Here is a 17,761-nt window from a genome sequence, read left to right on the forward strand (position 1 = left end):
TATTGCAGGCACGCGCCCAACATCAAACTGACAGATAAATTACAAATCTGTAATGCGCTCCACGCAGTGTGTGAGCTGTGGCAGGATGCTTGCATCCGCCCGGACGCCCCATCCATGAAAATACTCATCGTCGAAGACGAACCCAAAACAGGTGATTACCTGAAGCAAGGCCTCACCGAGGCGGGCTTCGTTACGGATCTGGCTCGCGATGGATGGGAGGGGCTGGAACTCGCACAAATTGGCCACTACGACCTGTTGATCCTGGATGTGATGCTTCCCGGTCTCAATGGCTGGCAGGTGCTCGAAGGTGTGCGCCGCGCCGGGGTTGAAATGCCGGTGCTGTTCCTGACCGCGCGCGACCAGGTTGAGGACCGGGTCAAGGGGCTGGAATTGGGGGCCGACGATTATCTGGTGAAACCCTTTGCCTTTTCCGAACTGCTGGCCCGGGTACGCAGCCTGGTACGACGGGGACATTCCAGCCTGGAATCCACCGTCCTCAAGGCGGCCGATTTGGAACTGGATTTGCTGCGACGGCGCGCCATGCGGGCAGGCAACAAGATCGAACTCACGGCCAAGGAATTTGCTTTGCTCGAATTGTTCCTGCGCCGACAGGGTGAGGTGTTGCCGCGCAGCCTGATTGCGTCACAGGTCTGGGATATGAACTTTGACTCCGACACCAATGTGATCGATGTCGCTGTGCGCCGGCTGCGTGTCAAGATCGACGAGGGTTTCGATCACAAGCTCATCCATACCGTGCGCGGGATGGGCTACGTGCTGGAGCCTCCCCAGGAAGGCAACACCGCATGAAAACCTTGTCACTGACCACGCGTATCAGCCTGCTTTTTGCCGCTGCAGCCTCCCTGGTATTGTTGACAACAGGGTTCTTCTTGACGCAAGTGGTGGAACGCCATCTCAAGGAAGAGGATCGGGTCGAACTCACGGGCAAGCTGGAACTCATCCAGAATTTGTTCAAACATGCCTATAGCCAGAAGCGCTTAGACCTACTGCCTCGGCAACTGGACGACGCGTTGGTCGGACACCCGGGTCTTGCGGTGGTCGTGACGGATGCGGCGGGAGGAATCTGGTTCGCTACGTCGGGGACTGATTTCCCGCGCCCGCTGTTGCAAGACTGCCAAATCCAGTCCAAAGGCTGTGCGCCAGGCGCTCTGCAGGAATGGGCACAGGCGGGGAGAAGTTTCCGCAGCATGGCTGTGACGATCAGCGCTGGCGGCGACACGCACTACACCGTGGTCGTGGCGCAGGACATCGAGCACCATGAGCGCTTCATGAACAAGTTCAAGTCGGTCTTGGCCATTGCCATCACCCTGGCCACTTTCGCCACAGCCGGCCTGGGCTGGATAGCCACCCGATGGGGACTTGCCCCCTTGCGCGAGGTCACCGACATGGTGGCGGGCGTTTCCGCCGAGCGCCTGTCGGATCGTCTGCCGACTACAGGCTTGCCTACTGAACTCAAGCCTCTTGCGACCGCGTTTAACGCCATGCTGACTCGCCTGGATGACTCCTTCCGACGCCTCAGCGAGTTTTCTGCCAACATCGCACACGAACTGCGCACCCCCATCTCTAATCTGATGACCCAGACACAGGTGGCACTCTCCAGCGCACGCGGCAAGGATGAGTACAAGGAAATTCTTTATTCCAGCCTGGAGGAATATGAACGCATGGCCCAGATGGTCGGCGACATGCTCTACCTTGCCCAGACCGACAACCGCCTTATCAAACCGGGCGTGGAAAAGGTAAATCTGGCCAATGAGACACAGGACCTGTTTGACTATTTCGAGGCTTGGGCAGAAGAACGCGCTGTTTCGCTGACCCAGACAGGGTCTGCTACCGCCTCCGGCGATCGGCTGATGTTACGACGCGCGCTCAGTAACCTAATATCGAACGCCATACGGCACACTCCGCCCGGGCAAACCATGCGGGTGTTCTTACAAAGCGACGCGGATAAAGCCATCTTATCCGTCGAGAACCCCGGCACGAAAATCCCGGAAGAGCACCTGCCAAGACTGTTCGACCGCTTCTACCGCGTCGACCCTTCGCGTCAACGCAAGGGCGATGGCGCCGGCCTGGGCCTGGCAATTGTCAAATCCATCGTTAGCGCGCATGGCGGCTCAATTTCCGTCACCTCCACCAACGAAGCGACGCGGTTTCGTATCACTTTACCTACGTGATGGAACGATGCAAATGTCCGCTTCTTGTCAGAGGACCATTAGGCCACATTTCACAAAGCGGACATCGGCTATCCGTTTATGGTTACAAGACGGCAATTTCAGAACGCTTTCTGGGCGCGGCCTTGCGCCAACTGACGGCGAGGAACGCTTGGCATAATTTCGCTTGTGATCTGAACTGCGATGTCACGCACAGCGGTCGGTTATGAGCCGCATCACTCTGCAGCAGATCTTGGTGTATCCCCGGCCATACTGACCTGCCGGTGTGAAGTCCTATCCTTTTGCTTTGTGAACGCCAGCCAAGCTCCATCGTTATCGTCCACCTTGCTCGTAGTGTCCAACCTTATAGCTTGGTGATTATGCAAAGTTCACAATGGACTACTCCATCCTCTGCGCATCGGCGTTTCCAGTTCGTTATCACATTTCACTTTGCATAATCGGCCCTAGCTGTCGGTGGCATCATGCTGTAATCGGGTCTGCTTCGCAGTCGTACACCAGCCGTTGACCAGGAATCCAGCTGTGCGGCTGACCAGTTCGACACCCTCCAGATCACTGTTAGTTTATTGGGCTGGCGGCTGCCCTACCTCGAACCAAGAAGGTTGTTCTTACTGGGTTGAGTTTCGTTTGATGGCCGCATCAGAATCGCTGGCAAGATTTACCCCACCCAAAGCACCGCCAGGGAGGCCAACAGGCAGTAGGCGCCAAAAAAATGCCAACGGCCCTGTTCCAGCCAGCGCGACAGCCAGCGTAGCGCCACCAATCCCGCCAGGAAGCTCAATACCATGCCGATCAAACTCGGGCCAACGAGTTGCATGAGCCCGCCTGCATGCACGGCCATGGCAGCGCCCTGCGCCTGGTAAAGTCGATACGCTTCCTTGACGATCACTGCGGGGGTCAGCACCACCGCCAGCGCGAAACTGAACTCTTCTGCTCGTCGGCGGCCTACGCCCAAGGCGAAGCCGGTCGAGATGGTGGCGCCCGAACGGGAGAAGCCCCGAAACGGCAGACACAGGCCCTGCACTGCGCCGATCCATGCCGCGCTGCGCAGCGACAAATCATCATTGTCCGTGCGCTCGGGGAAACGCGACGATACGATGATCAGCACACCGGCTGCGGCCAGCGCGGCAGCCATCAACCTGGCGTTGCCAAACAGATGTTCAATTTCAAATCCGGGCACGTTGCCAGCGACCACGTGCTTGATCAGTTGCAGCAGGGCCAGTCCCACTGCACCGGTCGCTATCGTCGCGACCACTACACGAAGCGCGTTGGTGCGAAATGCCTGGGCTGAAGAAAAGTAAGTGGTATGCCAGGACTTCCAGAAGTAGACGATGACCGCGAACATCGTGCCGGTATGCAGCATCACCAGCAACAGCGTCATCTCTGGCACGGTGGGGTCCAGCCCCATCAACTTCTCGGCCACGATCACATGAGCCGAACTCGAGACCGGCAAGAGTTCTGCCGCACCCTGAACAATGGCGAGGATCAATATCTGTAGTAAGTCCATACAGGGGATTCCTAATGATTGAGTGGGGGTGTATCGGCCGTTGATCGATGGGATACCCCCGAATTCTTGTTGCCTTAGTTGTCGCCACTGGTTCGAACGGAAGACCACATGGGTGGACGTGTTCGCAGTACTCGTAAGCGCCGGTTATAAGTCGATCGTTCACAGTATCTAAATCCTATTTTGAACTGTATGCATACATGCATTATCATGCATCTATGCATACAGTTCAGGTAAAACCCCAGGAAATATTTCAGGCACTCGCCGATCCGACCAGAGTCCGGATCGTCCGGCTATTGGCCGAGACAGACGAGGAGGCCTGCCTTTGCGAATTGGTGGATAGTCTCCTGGAGCCCCAGTACAAGCTCTCGCGCCACGTTAAGGTGCTGCGGCAGGCGGGTTTGCTGTCTGCGGTAAAGGAAGGCCGCTGGGTCTATCACCGACTGGTTGAGGGCATCCCCTATCTCGACCGCTTATATGAGGCGCTCCAGGTGCTGCCGGACGTCGATGGGGGCTTTGCTCGCGATGTCGAGCGCTTCCGCCAGCGAATGTGCCTGCGGGAAGACGGCCGCTGCCGCATCGGCATCCAGACGCCCGAACTGGCGGCGGGAGGCGAGTGATGGCGTGCTCGTGTTCCGCGTCTCTGTCTGCGCCTGGAATGGCAATGCCGCCGCCGTGGAAAAACCCGCAGGTCGTGACGTCGTCCACTGCCGGCGTTCTGCTCGCGCTGGGCTTTATTGGAGGCTACCTGGGGCTGCCCCACGCCGCCGCAGTCCTGCTATATGTGGCTGCGGTCCTTATCGGTGGTTATTACTTCGGCCGCGAGGCGCTCGAGGAACTGGTCAAGGAGCGCGAAGTCGGCATCGAACTGCTGATGTCCGTCGCGGCCCTTGTCGCCGGCGTGATGGGACAGTGGCTGGAAGCCGCCACGCTGGTTTTCCTGTATTCGATCTCCGAGGCGGCGGAGGGTTACACCGCGGAGCGCACGCGTCATGCCGTGCGCGCGCTGATGGACTTGGCGCCGAAGACCGCCTTGGTGCGCCGGGACGGCCGGGAGTCGCGCATCCCCGTCGAACAGTTACGGGTGGAAGATACCTTCATCGTCCTGCCGGGCGAGTCGGTTGCCACCGACGGCGACGTGATCGACGGCCATTCCGCGGTCAACCAGGCGCCGGTGACGGGAGAATCGGTTCCCGTGGAGAAATCCCCGGGCGGCAAGGTATTCGCGGCCAGCATCAACGGGGAAGGCGCTCTGACGGTGCGCGCGACCAAGGCGTTCGCGGACAACACCCTCTCCCGCATCATCCACCTCGTGGAAGCGGCGCAAGCCAGCAAGGGGCGCAGCCAGCGCTTCATCGAGCGCTTCGGCAAGCGCTACAGCCCCGCCGTGCTGGCAGTTGGCGTGGCTATCGCCCTCCTGCCGCCGCTCTTTGGCTTGCCCTGGGCGGAATGGCTGACCCGCGCCACCGTTTTCGTCGTGGCCGCGGCGCCCTGCGCCCTGGTGATCTCGATCCCGATCACCCTGGTCGCGGCCCTGGGCACCGCTGGCCGCAACGGCCTGCTCATCAAGGGTGGCGTCCATCTGGAGAATCTGGCCCGGGTGAAGGTCGTGGCGCTCGACAAGACGGGCACGCTCACCATCGGCCGCCCGGAGGTCACTGACGTGCGCGTGTTCTGGGGGCACGGCGAGCGTGAGGTGCTGGAGACCGCCGCGGCCCTGGAATCACGCTCGCAGCATCCCTTGGCTCAGGCCATCGTGCGCCGCGCCCACGCGGCTGGCCTCGAACCGGTGCACGCCGAGGATTTCCGCTCCCTAACGGGCGCCGGTGCCCAAGGGTTAGTGGGCGGTCGGCGGTTCTACATTGGCAGCCCCAAACTATTCGCCAACCTGGCTGTTCCGCTTGCCGACGCGATGGACCAGGTTCAACGCCTGCAAAGCCAGGGCAAGACCGTGGTGATGCTCGGGACCGATTCTTCAATCCAGGCCTTGTTCGCAATCAGCGACCCGTTGCGCCCCGAGGCGGCAAGCGCCATCGCCGAACTGAAGCGCGCCGGGATCGAGCGGGTGGTGATGCTGACCGGCGACAATCCGCTTGCCGCCGCCGCCATTGCCGAACAGGTGGGTGTGGACGAGGTGCACGCCGAGCTCACTCCCGAGGACAAGACGCGCAAGGTCGCCGAACTGGAGGCCCGCTACGGCAAGGTGTTGATGGTGGGCGACGGGGTGAACGACGCACCGGCGCTCGCCGCCGCCCACGTGGGCGTCGCCATGGGGGCCGCCGGCACCGATGTCGCCCTGGAAACGGCCGATGTGGCCCTCATGAGCGACAACTTGGCGCGCCTGCCCTACCTCATCCGCTTCAGCCGCCGCACCTGGGGTGTGGTGCTGCAAAACCTGGCGCTGTCCGTGGTGGTGATCGGCTCGCTCATCGCCGGCGCGGTGAGCGGTTATTTCACCCTGCCGGTCGCGGTCCTCGCGCACGAGATCAGCGAGTTCGTGGTGATCGCAAGCGGCCTGCGCATGCTCAGGACCTGAACTGTTCTTGTTTTTTCACTAAGGAGTAAACGCATGAGCACCACCCAGTACGGTTTTGGCAAGACAGTCGCCTCGTCGTTCGACGCAGCAATCGAGAAGGTCATCCAGGAACTGCAGAAGGAAGGCTTCGGCGTGCTCACGGACATCGACGTGGCGGCGACCCTGAAGAAGAAGCTCAATCAGGATATGCCGCCCTACCGAATCCTCGGCGCGTGCAATCCGCCGCTGGCGCACCGGGCGCTCGTCGCCGAGCCCTCGATCGGCCTCCTGCTGCCCTGTAACGTGGTGGTGCGCCAGGACGATGCGGGCAAGGTGCAGGTGGAATTCATGGATCCAAACGCAGTGCTGGATCTGGTGAACAAGGCGGAAGTGCATCAATTGGCCGGCGAGGTTAGGCAAAAGCTGGAGCGGGTCATGCAGGCCCTGTAAGAGTGAAGACATCATGCAGATAGGCAAAGGGGCTTCGATCCTGGCGCTGGGCGCAGCCGTTGCGGCGTGCCTGGCTGCCCCGATTGCGGCATCCGCAGGCGAGCTTGCTTCCAGCGAACCGACGATCCTGGCTGGTGGGATGGGGATGATGGGTGGAATGGGCATGCACCGGAACATGATGCAACGGATGATGGGGGGCACGCTGCCTCCCGGGATGGACCCCGCCCGCCTGCCCGAGTCCGATTCGTCAGGGGCGCGCCTGCTGCAGCAGTTCTGCATGCAATGTCACAACCTGCCGAGTCCAGGCCTGCATACCGCCTCGGAATGGCCCCAGGTGCTGGGCCGGATGAACATGCGCATGCAGATGATGGGAGGGATGATGGGCGTTGCGGCTCCCGATCCGGTGCAGTTGGAGATCCTGCTGGGATATTTGCAGAGGCATGCCCAGAAGCCCATCGATGCAGGCGAATTTCCGGACCTGAACACACGGGAGGGTCGGGCATTTAGCGCGACGTGCGTCCAATGCCACGCGCTGCCGGATCCGCGGCAACACATCGCGCGGGAGTGGCCGGCGGTGGTCGGCCGGATGCGCAGCAACATGACCGCGATGGGGAAAATCGTCCCGGACGAGACGACGACTAACGAGATCGTCGATTTTTTGCAGCGGCACAGCGCGGACCAAAAATAGCGTGTGCGGCGGAACCAAGCTCTGGAGATCTGCACGATGTGGGAATACGGCATGGGTTGGGGATGGGGGTGGTTCGGCATGATTCTGTTTTGGCTGGTGCCGATCCTGCTCATCGCGCTGGGGCTCAAATATTTTTTCGGGGACGGTATCCGTCGTCCGAACCCGGGCGCCCGCGATGGCAGGCAAGGAGCGCTGGACGTGCTGGAAGAACGATATGCTCGGGGAGAAATCGATCGCGAGGAATTTATCGAGAAACGCGACGACTTGAAGCGTGGCTAGGTGCCCATGCTTGCGTGGGCGTTACGTGTCACTGGATCACCGAAGGAGAAACAGCATGAAAAAGATCGTGTTGGCTGGACTAACAGTGCTTTCGCTCACGGCCCCCGCGGCTTTTGCGCAGCAAGCGCTATACCCTTGCCAGGGCTATGGGTGCGGAATGATGATGGGTCCTGGAATGATGGGTGGCTATGGCATGGGTCCTGGAATGATGGGTGGCTATGGCATGGGACCCGGAATGATGGGCGGCTATGGCATGGGTCCTGGAATGATGGGCGGCTATGGCATGGGACCCGGAATGATGGGTGGCTATGGCATGGGTCCTGGAATGATGGGTGGCTATGGATATGGAGGTCCTTATTCCGGGGGACCCGACCTGACGAAGGAGCAGGCTGAAAAGATCGACAAGATTCGCGACGATCTCGCCAAAAAAGAAGCGCCCCTGATGCAGCAGATTTTCGAGGAAAGACGAAAGCTGCAGGACATGTATTCCTCCGGCGCGGACCCCGCCGCGCTCGACCAGGCGTACCGGAAAACCACCGACCTCGAGCGTCAGGTCTTCAATGCCCGGGCCGATGCGCAGAAACGGATGAACGCCGTTCTGACCAAGGAACAGCGGGAAAGGATGCAGCGCATGCAGCGCGGCTACGGTTACGGCCACGACATGTGGGATTGGGATTAAGCCAGGGCGCCTTGGACGGTCCGGGTGTTGAAGGGTTGGTCCCCTACCTCACCCGGATCGCGCATCACTTAAACGAGGATGCCATAAGAGTGCCAAGCTATTCCCCTACGCCACAGTGGGCAATCAAGAAAACAGCCACACAAAGAACGCAAGCAGATAAGATAGCAACATGCATCCCGCAGCCGCACGCCGACTCCTGTATTTCCTGCTGGTCACCTTGCTGATCAATGCGGCCGGCTGGACGTTCAACCGCGCCGCGGTGGCCGATGCGTTTTTCGCCGGGCAAGAAACCGGCCCGGCGGAGATGATGCAGCCATCCCTGCAAGCGGGCCATGGTCATGGCGAGTTTCCTAAAGCCAAGGCGGTATGTACCCACTGGTGCCACGAAGTGGGGCATTTCCTCGGGCTGTTCGGCCAGGCGCCAAGCTTGTCTTCAGAGCCCGTCGAAGGCTACTCCTCCCACAACTCCCGGTTCATTCCCGAACCTGCCCACGAAGGCCTTTTCCGGCCGCCGCGACTCATCTCCTAGTTTCCAAACGCATTGATTTTTGTGTTGCGAAGACGCATCCGCCTTCGGCTGGGTGTCGTGTTCGCCTTGGAAAGGAATGAGCATGAGGTTTTCATTTTTATGCCGCAACGCCCGGAGCGGGTTGCGGCCGGTGTGCCGTGCAGCCGCGGCATCGTTGGTCTGGTTTTTATTGTCCCCCGTCGCGTTTGCAGACCCCGCGGCATTGACCCTGGAGGGTGCGTGGCAGCGCGCCGAGGAGGCCAACCCGACGCTGCGCGCGGCCCAGGCCGCCATCCCCGCAGCAGAAGGCGAGCTGCGCGATGCGCGCGCGCCGCTGTGGAACAACCCGCAGGTCTCCGTGGAGCGGCGCCGCAAGGAAGTCCCGCAGGTTTCGAATCCCACCCAAGTCAACCGCGAGTGGAACGTAGGGCTCGCCCAGACCTTCGAAATCGCGGGCCAGCAAGGCGACCGGCGGGCCGCAGCCGAGCAATCGCTGGCCGCGACCCGGCAGGTGATCGCGGAAACCCGGCGGCAGGTGCGCGCCGAAGTGGAGAGTCGTTTCGTGCGGGTGCTGAGCCTGCAGTCGCGCATCCAGACCGAGGAGTCGACGCTCAACCTCATCGAAGACGCCGCCAAAGCCGTCGGCAAGCGGGTCGCAGCGGGAGAGGACAGCCGGCTCGACGGCAACCTCGCCCGCGTGGAAGCGGAACGGGCGCGCAACCAAGTGGCGCTGCTGCATGAGCAACTCGTCCAGGCGCGCGCGGAGCTGGCCGCTTTGCTGCAACTGCCACCTGATGAGCTGCCGCAGGTACAGGGCGCCCTTGATCCGGCCGCCGTCCCCTACTCCCTGGAAGACCTGCTGAACGCTGCTGCAGGCCGGCCCGTCCTGCAGGCGCTAGGCCATCGGGAACAGGCGGCGAAGAGCCGCCTCGACCTTGAGCGCGCGACACGCTACCCGGACGTCACGGTTGGACTCAGCACCGGGCGGGAGGGGCCATTCGATGCCCGCGAAAAGATCGTCGGCTTGAGTGCTTCCCTGCCGCTTCCCCTGTTCCGCCGGAACGCGGGCGGCATCGGGCGGGCGACCACGGAACTCACCCAGACCCGGATCGAGCGCGAAGCCACGAACCGCGACGTGCGCGCCCAGGTAATCGCCCTGTGGGAACGATTCACCAACCTCAAAGTACGGGTAGATCGGCTCAAGGAATCGGTGCTGCCCAGCCTGCAGGAAAACCGGCGTCTCTCCGCCATTTCCTTTCGCGCAGGCGAAATCGGCCTGCTGCAACTGTTACTGGTCAACCGCCAGGTGCTGGACGGGCAGCGCGACCTGCTCGACGCCCGCACCGACTTGCGCCTGACCCAAGTGGCGCTGGAGGCGGCGGCGGGCTGGCAGTCCACGCCCGCCACGCGCTGAACAAGACATTCAAGAATTCAGGAACTCATGACATGGAAAACTCACACAGCCAACAAAGACGCGGCCTGAAACAACTGGCATCGCTGCTCCTGGCCGGCAGCCTGTCGGCAACTTTACTTGCAGGGTGCGGCGACAAACCGGCACCGGAGAAAAACGTCTCCGGAAAAACGGAACCCGCAAACCAGGGCGCGCAAGAATCCCCGTCAGAAAAACCGGGAGAAAAATCCGCCGGGAAACTGCTCGATCTGAGTGACGCGGAGATCCATCAAGCGGGCATCAAGGTACAGAAACTGGAGCTCCAGGAAAAGGCCGACCAGATCGTGGTCACCGCCACCATCCAGGCCAACCAGGACAGGCTTGCTCGTGTTGCCCCGCGGGTGCCGGGTCGCATCATCAAGGTGAATGCCAGCCTGGGCAACCGGGTGAAACCGGGCCAGGCACTGGCGATGCTCGACAGCATCGATTTGGGCGAGGCGCGCTCGGCCTATCTGCAGGCGGCGAGCGAGGCGGCGGTGGCGCAGGCCGGCTTCGCGCGCGCCCAGCGGCTGAATGCCGACAGCATCATCCCCGAGAAGGACTATCTGCGCGCCCGCGCCGAGCACGAAAAAGCACGGGCCGCATTGCGTGCCGCCGCCGACAGGCTGCGCATGATGGGCGTCAACCCGGAAAACCTCTCCGGTTCCGTCTTCCCGCTTACCGCGCCCTTCGCCGGCACGATCATCGAGAAGAAAGCGGTACTCGGCGAACTCGCCCCGCCCGACCAGTCGCTGTTTACCGTGGCCGACCTTTCCACGCTGTGGATCGAGGCCGACCTGTTCGAGAAAGATCTGGCCAAGATCAGGCCGGGCATGCAGGCGAGCGTCACCGTATCGGCCTATCCGGGCGAGGTATTCAAAGGCCGCCTCACCTATATCAGCAGCGTGGTGGACAAGGACAGCCGCACCGTGAAGGCACGGGTGGAGGTACCGAATCCTGACGGCCGCCTCAAGCCTGAAATGTTCGCGACGGCCGCGATCCAGACCGGCTCGGGCGCGAAAGCGCTGCTGCTGCCGGAGGATGCGGTGCTGCTGGTGCAAGGCCAGCCGACCGTATTCGTGGCCGAAAATGGCGGCTTCGTGCCGCGCGCAGTGGAAGTTGGCGAGCGCATCCAGGGCCGGATCGTAATCAGGTCCGGTGTCGCGGCTGGCGAGTCGGTCGTGACCAGCGGCGCCTACGCGCTCAAAGCCCGTCTGCTCAAGTCGCAAATCGGCGACGCGGATTGAGGGGGCGGCCATGTTGAACAAAATTGTCGATCTCTCCCTGCGCTACAAGGTACTGGTGCTGGTGGCCTTTCTGCTGGTGGTGATGCTGGGCGTGAAGGCCTGGCGCGAAGTGCCGGTGGACGCCTTCCCCGACGTGACGCCGGTGCAGGTGAACATCTACACGGAGGCGCCTGGGCTGGCGGCCGAGGATGTGGAGAAGCTGCTCACCTTTCCGGTGGAAGGCGTGATGGCCGGTCTGCCGGGGGTGGAGGAAATCCGCTCGGTGTCGCTGTTCGGGTTGTCCTATGTCAGCGTGTATTTCAAGGACGACGTGGACATCTATTTCGCCCGCCGTCTGGTAAGCGAGAAGCTGCAGGAAGCCAAGGGCCGCATCCCGGAAGGCTACGGCGAACCGGTGCTGGGCGCCAACAGTTCCGGCCTGGGCCAGGTGTTCTGGTACACCGTCGAATCGGCCGACAAGAAACTTTCCGGGATGGACCTGCGCACCCTGCAGGACTGGAGCGTGCGGCTGGTGCTGCGCACCGCGCCCGGGGTGGACGATGTGACGTCCTGGGGCGGCGACGAGAAGCAGTACCAGGTGCTGATCGATCCGCGACGGCTGATCAAGTACGGGCTGACCTTCAAGGAAGTGATGGAGTCCCTGACCGCCAACAACCGTCAGGTGGGCGGGCAATACGTCGACCTGGGCCAGGAGCAGTATCTGGTGCGCGGACTGGGTCTGGTGGCCAACACCCAGGACATCGGCAGCATCGTCGTTGCCGAAAGGGAAGGCACGCCCGTCTATGTGCGCGACGTGGCCGAGGTCAAGGAAGCGCCTTCATTGCGCAGTGGCGCGGTCACCAAGGATGGTGGTGAAGTCGTGCTCGGCATGGCCCTGCAGCGCATCGGCGAGAACGCCAAGAACGTGGTGGACGCTGTCAAAGAGAAACTCAAGACCGTGCAGCAGGCCCTGCCCGCGGGGGTGACGATCAATCCGATCTACGACCGCACCGAACTGGTGGAGAAGGCGGTCAAGACCGCCGAGAGCGCCCTCGTCGAAGGCTCCATCCTGGTGGCGATCATCCTGTTCCTGTTCCTGGGCGAGGTGCGCTCCGCGATCGTGGTGATCCTGGCGCTGCCGCTGGCGATGCTGATCAGCTTCATCCTGATGCAGCAATGGGGGCTGTCGGCCAACCTGATGTCGCTCGCCGGGCTGGCGGTGGGCATCGGCATGATGGTGGACGGCGCCGTGGTGATGGTGGAAAACGGCTTCCGCCTGCTCTCCCACAAGGTCGGGCAGACGGTCAACAAGACCCACGTGATCCTGGAAGCGGCGCGCGAAGTGATCAACCCCACCGCCTTCGCCATCCTCATCATCATCGTGGTGTTCCTGCCGCTGTTTTCCTTGACCGGGCTGGAGGGCAAGCTGTTCAAACCCATGGCGCTCACCATCACCTTCGCCATGATCGGCTCGCTGGTGCTCACCATGACTTTGGTGCCTGTTCTCAGTTCGCTGATCCTCAAGCCCAAGGAGGAGAAGGACACCTTCGTGGTGCGCTGGGCCAAGCAGCTTTATCTCCCGCTGCTGGACTGGGCGCTGGAGAATAAGCGCAAGGTCATTGGCGGCGCGGCAGCCCTGTTGATCGGAACGTTCGCGCTGTTTCCCTTCCTCGGCAAGGAGTTCATGCCAACCCTGCAGGAAGGCGGCATCATGTTCCGCGTCACCAGTATCCCGTCCACCTCGCTGGACGAGTCGATCCGCATCTCCGAAGGTATCGAAACCGCGCTCAAGCGTTTCCCGGAGGTGAAATCGGCCGTCGCCATGATCGGGCGCGCGGAGAAAGGCGAAACTGCAGACGTCAACTACATGGAAATCCTGGTCGACCTCAAGCCGCGCGAGCAATGGCCTGAGCCGATTTCCTTTCCCGAGTTGACGCAGGAGATGCAGGCAGCGCTGGAGAAGCGGGTGCCGACCGCCGTCATCGCCGCCACGCAGCCGATCCAGATGCGCGTCGAGGAGCTCATTTCCGGGGTGCGCGCCACGCTGGCGCTGAAACTCTATGGCGAGGACCTGGCCACGCTGGACCGGCTGTCCGCCGAGCTCAAATCCACCCTGGAAAAAGTGCCCGGCGTGGCCGATTTGGCGCTGGAAGCCAACAAGGGCAAGCCGCAGATGGTGATAAAGGTCAACCGCGAAGCGGCGGCGCGCCTGGGGCTCAACGCCGACGACATCCTGGAGGTGGTGCAGGCCGGCATCGGCGGCAAGGCCGTGTCCACCCTGATCGACGGCGTCAAGCGCTTCGACATCCAGGTCTGGCTCGCGCCCGATTTCCGCAACAGCGTGGAAGCCATCGGCAACATCCCGATCCGCACCCGCGCGGGCGCGCTGGTGCCGTTGTCCGCAGTGGCCACGGTGGAACTGGACGAAGGCTATTCCTTCGTGCGGCGCGAGCAGTTGCAACGCTATGCCGTGATCCAGATGGACGTCAAAGGACGCGACGTGGACAGCTTCGTGAAGGAGGCGCAGGCGCGCATCCAACGCGAAGTGAAGATGCCGGCCGGCTACTGGGTCGAGTGGGGCGGCGCCTTCGAGAACCAGCAGCGCGCCATGGCCAAACTGGCCGTGATCGTGCCGCTTACCATCGGGCTGATCTTCATCCTGCTCTACACCGCGTTCAATTCGCTCACCTACGCCACGCTCATCATCGCCAACGTGCCGTTCGCCACCATCGGCGGTGTGATCGGGCTGTTCGTCACCGGGCAGTACTTGTCGGTGCCCTCGGCGATCGGCTTCATCGCGGTGTTCGGGGTGGCGATGCTGAACGGCATCGTGCTGGTGTCCTTCCTCAACGACCAGCGACGACAGGGACTCTCAATCAGAGAAGCTGTCAAGCAAGGCGCCGCACTGCGTCTGCGGCCGGTGCTGATGACAGCCTCCATCGCCATCTTCGGCCTGGTGCCGATGCTGCTGTCCAGCGGCGTCGGCGCGGAGACCCAGCGGCCGCTGGCGACGGTGGTGGTGGGCGGGCTGTTCACCTCGACCGCGCTGACCCTGCTGTTGCTGCCGTTGATGTACGAATGGGTGGAACAACGCCGCGAACGCAAACAAGCAAAGTAAACCGGAAACGTGCGGCCTGAAGAGGCCGCACGCAATCATCAGACAGGAGAAAACGCATGAAAGAAATCAAGGCCTACGTCCACAACCACCGTATCGGCGACGTGATTCGCGCCCTCAAGGACTCGGGGCTATGCAATGCGAACGCCGGTTGCCGCAATCTTACCGTCATCCCGGTGCAAAGCCTGCTGAAGGCGGTGGACGCAAGGGAGCAGCACTACTCCATCGAACTGGCCGAAGAGGTCATTTACGAATCCAAGCTGGAACTGATCTGTGAAGACCATCAGGTGGACGAACTGGTGGGCATCATCGCGCGCACCGCCCGCACTGGCCAGGCCGATCCGGGGTGGATATTCGTGATCGACGTTGTCAGGGCAATCCCTGTCGCGGCAATGTAATGAGCGAACCTGGTTTCCGGTCATGGCCTGTGCCCACGTCCTGAACCCGGAAAGCGATATCGAATTTCTATCTCAATCAACTAATGAAGGAGTAAATCATGGGATTCCTTGAACGCATGCTCGGTAATTTGATAGGAGGCCATCACGGCGGCTACCGGGGCGGCCATCACGGCGGTTCCAGGCATGGGGGCTTTGGGGGTGATCCAGGCTATCCGCAGGGCACAGGCCCAGGCGGCGGCAATGCGGGCAATCCCTGCCCAAAGTGCGGCAGCGCCAATGCGAACGATGCGCGCTTCTGCCGGCAATGCGGCGCTTCCCTGGCGGCCGCCGAATGTTCCGGTTGCGGCGCGGAACTCGCAGCCGATGCCAGGTTCTGCGGCCAGTGCGGCAAACTCCGGCAGTAACGCAGCACATATCCCGCTGTGGATCGTTTGATTCTTGAGGAGCGGCGACATGGCCGAAAAACTTGAACTGGAGCTGTCCCTGGTCTTGCCGGAAATTCCTGACGAGCGCGACGCCTGCGTGGGGCGGCTGACCAATTTACTGCAAGCCGAGGGCCTGGAAAAAGTACACTTGGTCCATGAAGACGGCGGCGCCCGCCTGTGCCTGCACTACGACCCGCAGCAGTTCAGCGTGGGTCGGGTACGCGAACTGGCGCAGGCGTCCGGCGCGAAGATCAGTGACCGGTTTCGCCACGAGAGCCTGCGCATCGACGGCATGGATTGCCCCACCTGCGCTGTCGTGATCGAGCATGCCTTGCAACGCACGGACGGCGTGCTGGAGGCTTCGGTGAGCTACGCCGCCGAACGCCTGCGGCTGGAATTCGACAGCGAGAAAATTGCGCGCCCGGCGATCGTCCGGCGCATCCAGGCGCTCGGCTATGCCGTGCTGGAGGAGACAGGCCATGAGGCCGGTTGGTTCGTCGAGCATCGCGAGCTGATCTTCAGCTGCGTAGCCGGCCTGTTGTTGCTGGCCGGCTGGCTCACGGGTCTCGCCGGTGCACCGCACACGCTCTCGCTCGGGCTGTTGCTGGGTGCCTACGCGGCGGGCGGCTTCTACACCCTGCGCGACGCCTGGCAGAGCATGAAGAGCCGCAGCTTCGATATCGACATCCTGATGATCGTCGCGGCAGCCGGAGCGGCGGCGCTCGGTGCCTGGGAAGAAGGCGCGCTGCTGCTGTTCCTGTTCAGTCTGGGGCACGCCTTGGAGCACATGGCCATGGACCGTGCCCGCAAGGCCATCGAGGCACTGGCGAAGCTCGCGCCCAAGACCGCCATCGTGCAGCGGGACGGTGCGGAGGCCGAAGTGCGGGTCGAAGCGCTGCTGCGTGGCGACCGGGTAGTCGTCAAACCCGGGCAGCGCATTCCCGCCGACGGCCAGGTGGCCTCGGGCAACTCGGCGGTGGACCAGTCCCCGGTCACCGGCGAATCCATGCCGGTGGACAAGCAGCCGGGCGACAAGGTGTTCGCCGGCACGGTCAACGGCGAGGGTGCGCTTGTGGTCGAGGTGACCCGACTGGCGCGCGAGAGCACGCTGGCGCGCATGGTCACGATGGTGGCCGAGGCGCAGACGCAGAAATCCCCCACCCAGCGCTTCACCGACCGCTTCGAGCGCATCTTCGTGCCATTGGTGCTGGCGGGCGCCGCGCTGCTCATCGTGCTGCCGCCGCTGTTCGGCTTCCCCTTCGCCGAATCGTTTTACCGCGCCATGGCGGTGCTGGTGGCGGCGTCCCCCTGCGCGCTGGCCATCGCCACCCCGTCGGCGGTGCTGTCCGGCATCGCCCGCGCCGCGGCCGGCGGCGTGCTGATCAAGGGCGGCGCCCATCTGGAAAATCTCGGCGTGCTGACGGCCGTCGCCTTCGACAAGACCGGCACCTTGACCATCGGCAAGCCCAAGGTGACCGACGTCGTCGCCGTCAGCGGGAGCGCGGATGAATTGCTGAAAATCGCCGCCGCCGTGGAAAGCCGCAGCGCCCATCCGCTGGCGCAGGCGGTGGTGACGGAGGCGAAGCGGCGGGGTTTGAGTTGGGGCGAAGCCGGCGAGGTCGAAGCCGTGACCGGAAAAGGATTACGCGCCGAATTCGACGGAAAAAAGGTGATCGTCGGCAACGCCGGGTTGTTCGACGGAGAACCCATCCCCGGGGTGATTCTTCAGCATGTCGAACGTCTCGGCACCAAAGGCAAAACCATCATGCTAATCCAGGCCGACGGTCAGTTCCTCGGCATCGTAGCCTTGGCCGACACGCCGCGCCCAGGCGTGCGCGAGGTCCTGGCGCGCCTGCACCGGATCGGCGTCCGCAAGACCATCATGCTCACCGGTGACAACGAAAGCGTAGGCCGGGCCATCGCCGATGCGGTGGGTCTGGACGAAGTGCACGCAGGACTGCTGCCGGAAGACAAGGTCACGGCCATGGAGGAACTCGGGCAGCGCTACGGGCGGGTAGCCATGGTCGGCGACGGGGTCAACGACGCCCCGGCCATGGCACGCGCCACGGTCGGCATCGCCATGGGCGGCGCCGGCACCGACGTGGCGCTGGAAACCGCAGACGTGGCGCTGATGGCCGACGATCTCTCCAGGCTGCCCTTCGCCGTGGCCCTGAGCCGCGCATCGCGGCGCATCATCCGGCAGAACCTGTTCGTCTCGCTGGGCGTGGTGGCGCTGCTGATTCCCGCCACCCTGTTCGGCTGGGCCGGGATTGGTTTGGCGGTACTGATCCATGAGGGATCGACCATCGTCGTGGTGATCAATGCCTTGCGTCTGTTGGCCTACGAGGATCAGGCGGATTGA

General features: G+C 62.6%; 16 protein-coding genes. 14 read left to right on the forward strand and 2 right to left on the reverse strand.

Annotated features, from left to right (window positions below; genetic code table 11):
* The first annotated feature begins 114 nt into the window (after nt 1-114).
* Together VA613_RS09585 and VA613_RS09590 are read left to right on the forward strand one after the other, a co-directional pair.
* Complete coding sequence (locus tag VA613_RS09585; protein ID WP_296657384.1) at nt 115-807, forward strand: heavy metal response regulator transcription factor; 693 nt, start codon at nt 115-117, stop codon at nt 805-807.
* The gene (locus VA613_RS09590; protein WP_296657382.1) at nt 804-2,189 is read left to right on the forward strand and encodes a heavy metal sensor histidine kinase; all 1,386 of its coding nucleotides are present in this window, start codon (nt 804-806) and stop codon (nt 2,187-2,189) included. Before VA613_RS09585 ends, VA613_RS09590 begins: the two co-directional genes overlap by 4 nt.
* A gap of 652 nt (nt 2,190-2,841) precedes the next feature.
* Here the strand turns inward: VA613_RS09590 and VA613_RS09595 are convergent.
* Nucleotides 2,842-3,690, reverse strand: a complete 849-nt coding sequence (locus VA613_RS09595; protein ID WP_324778813.1) for an undecaprenyl-diphosphate phosphatase — start codon at nt 3,688-3,690, stop codon at nt 2,842-2,844.
* A gap of 215 nt (nt 3,691-3,905) precedes the next feature.
* Between VA613_RS09595 and VA613_RS09600 the strand changes: the two genes are divergently transcribed.
* The 11 genes from VA613_RS09600 (at nt 3,906) to VA613_RS09650 (ending at nt 14,974) form a co-directional block, all read left to right on the forward strand.
* The gene (locus VA613_RS09600) at nt 3,906-4,307 is read left to right on the forward strand and encodes an ArsR/SmtB family transcription factor (RefSeq protein WP_296657377.1); all 402 of its coding nucleotides are present in this window, start codon (nt 3,906-3,908) and stop codon (nt 4,305-4,307) included.
* A 44-nt stretch (nt 4,308-4,351) separates the two neighbouring features.
* Nucleotides 4,352-6,223 (forward strand): heavy metal translocating P-type ATPase, encoded by a 1,872-nt coding sequence (locus tag VA613_RS09605; RefSeq protein ID WP_296657375.1) that lies wholly within the window; start codon nt 4,352-4,354, stop codon nt 6,221-6,223.
* 33 nt (nt 6,224-6,256) lie between these two features.
* Complete coding sequence (locus VA613_RS09610; protein WP_296768661.1) at nt 6,257-6,652, forward strand: DUF302 domain-containing protein; 396 nt, start codon at nt 6,257-6,259, stop codon at nt 6,650-6,652.
* A gap of 13 nt (nt 6,653-6,665) precedes the next feature.
* On the forward strand, nt 6,666-7,340 hold the full coding sequence (locus VA613_RS09615) for a hypothetical protein (protein WP_296844414.1): 675 nt from the start codon (nt 6,666-6,668) through the stop codon (nt 7,338-7,340).
* A gap of 36 nt (nt 7,341-7,376) precedes the next feature.
* Complete coding sequence (locus VA613_RS09620; RefSeq protein ID WP_296768656.1) at nt 7,377-7,619, forward strand: SHOCT domain-containing protein; 243 nt, start codon at nt 7,377-7,379, stop codon at nt 7,617-7,619.
* A 55-nt stretch (nt 7,620-7,674) separates the two neighbouring features.
* A complete protein-coding gene (locus VA613_RS09625) occupies nt 7,675-8,298 on the forward strand; it encodes a Spy/CpxP family protein refolding chaperone (protein ID WP_296768654.1) in 624 nt (207 codons plus the stop codon).
* Between the two features lie 169 nt (nt 8,299-8,467).
* Complete coding sequence (locus VA613_RS09630; RefSeq protein WP_296768651.1) at nt 8,468-8,827, forward strand: hypothetical protein; 360 nt, start codon at nt 8,468-8,470, stop codon at nt 8,825-8,827.
* 82 nt (nt 8,828-8,909) lie between these two features.
* Nucleotides 8,910-10,220 carry a TolC family protein gene (locus VA613_RS09635; RefSeq protein ID WP_296657353.1) on the forward strand — a complete coding sequence of 437 codons (1,311 nt, stop codon included), beginning with the start codon at nt 8,910-8,912 and terminating at the stop codon, nt 10,218-10,220.
* Between the two features lie 32 nt (nt 10,221-10,252).
* Nucleotides 10,253-11,482, forward strand: a complete 1,230-nt coding sequence (locus VA613_RS09640; protein WP_296657350.1) for an efflux RND transporter periplasmic adaptor subunit — start codon at nt 10,253-10,255, stop codon at nt 11,480-11,482.
* Between the two features lie 10 nt (nt 11,483-11,492).
* A complete protein-coding gene (locus tag VA613_RS09645; protein ID WP_296657348.1) occupies nt 11,493-14,579 on the forward strand; it encodes an efflux RND transporter permease subunit in 3,087 nt (1,028 codons plus the stop codon).
* Between the two features lie 56 nt (nt 14,580-14,635).
* Nucleotides 14,636-14,974 carry a P-II family nitrogen regulator gene (locus VA613_RS09650; RefSeq protein WP_296657343.1) on the forward strand — a complete coding sequence of 113 codons (339 nt, stop codon included), beginning with the start codon at nt 14,636-14,638 and terminating at the stop codon, nt 14,972-14,974.
* 80 nt (nt 14,975-15,054) lie between these two features.
* On the opposite strand, the gene VA613_RS15015 is transcribed toward VA613_RS09650, so the two are convergent.
* Nucleotides 15,055-15,429: a hypothetical protein gene (locus VA613_RS15015; protein ID WP_296768649.1), complete on the reverse strand. Its 375-nt coding sequence runs from the start codon at nt 15,427-15,429 to the stop codon at nt 15,055-15,057.
* On the opposite strand from VA613_RS15015, the gene VA613_RS09660 reads away from it, so the two are divergent.
* Nucleotides 15,428-17,761, forward strand: coding sequence for a heavy metal translocating P-type ATPase (locus VA613_RS09660; protein WP_296657336.1), 2,334 nt, complete (start codon nt 15,428-15,430; stop codon nt 17,759-17,761). The two genes, VA613_RS15015 and VA613_RS09660, sit on opposite strands and share 2 nt — an antisense overlap.

Source organism: Thiobacillus sp. SCUT-2 (assembly GCF_035621355.1).
GTDB classification, from domain to species: domain Bacteria; phylum Pseudomonadota; class Gammaproteobacteria; order Burkholderiales; family Thiobacillaceae; genus Thiobacillus; species Thiobacillus sedimenti.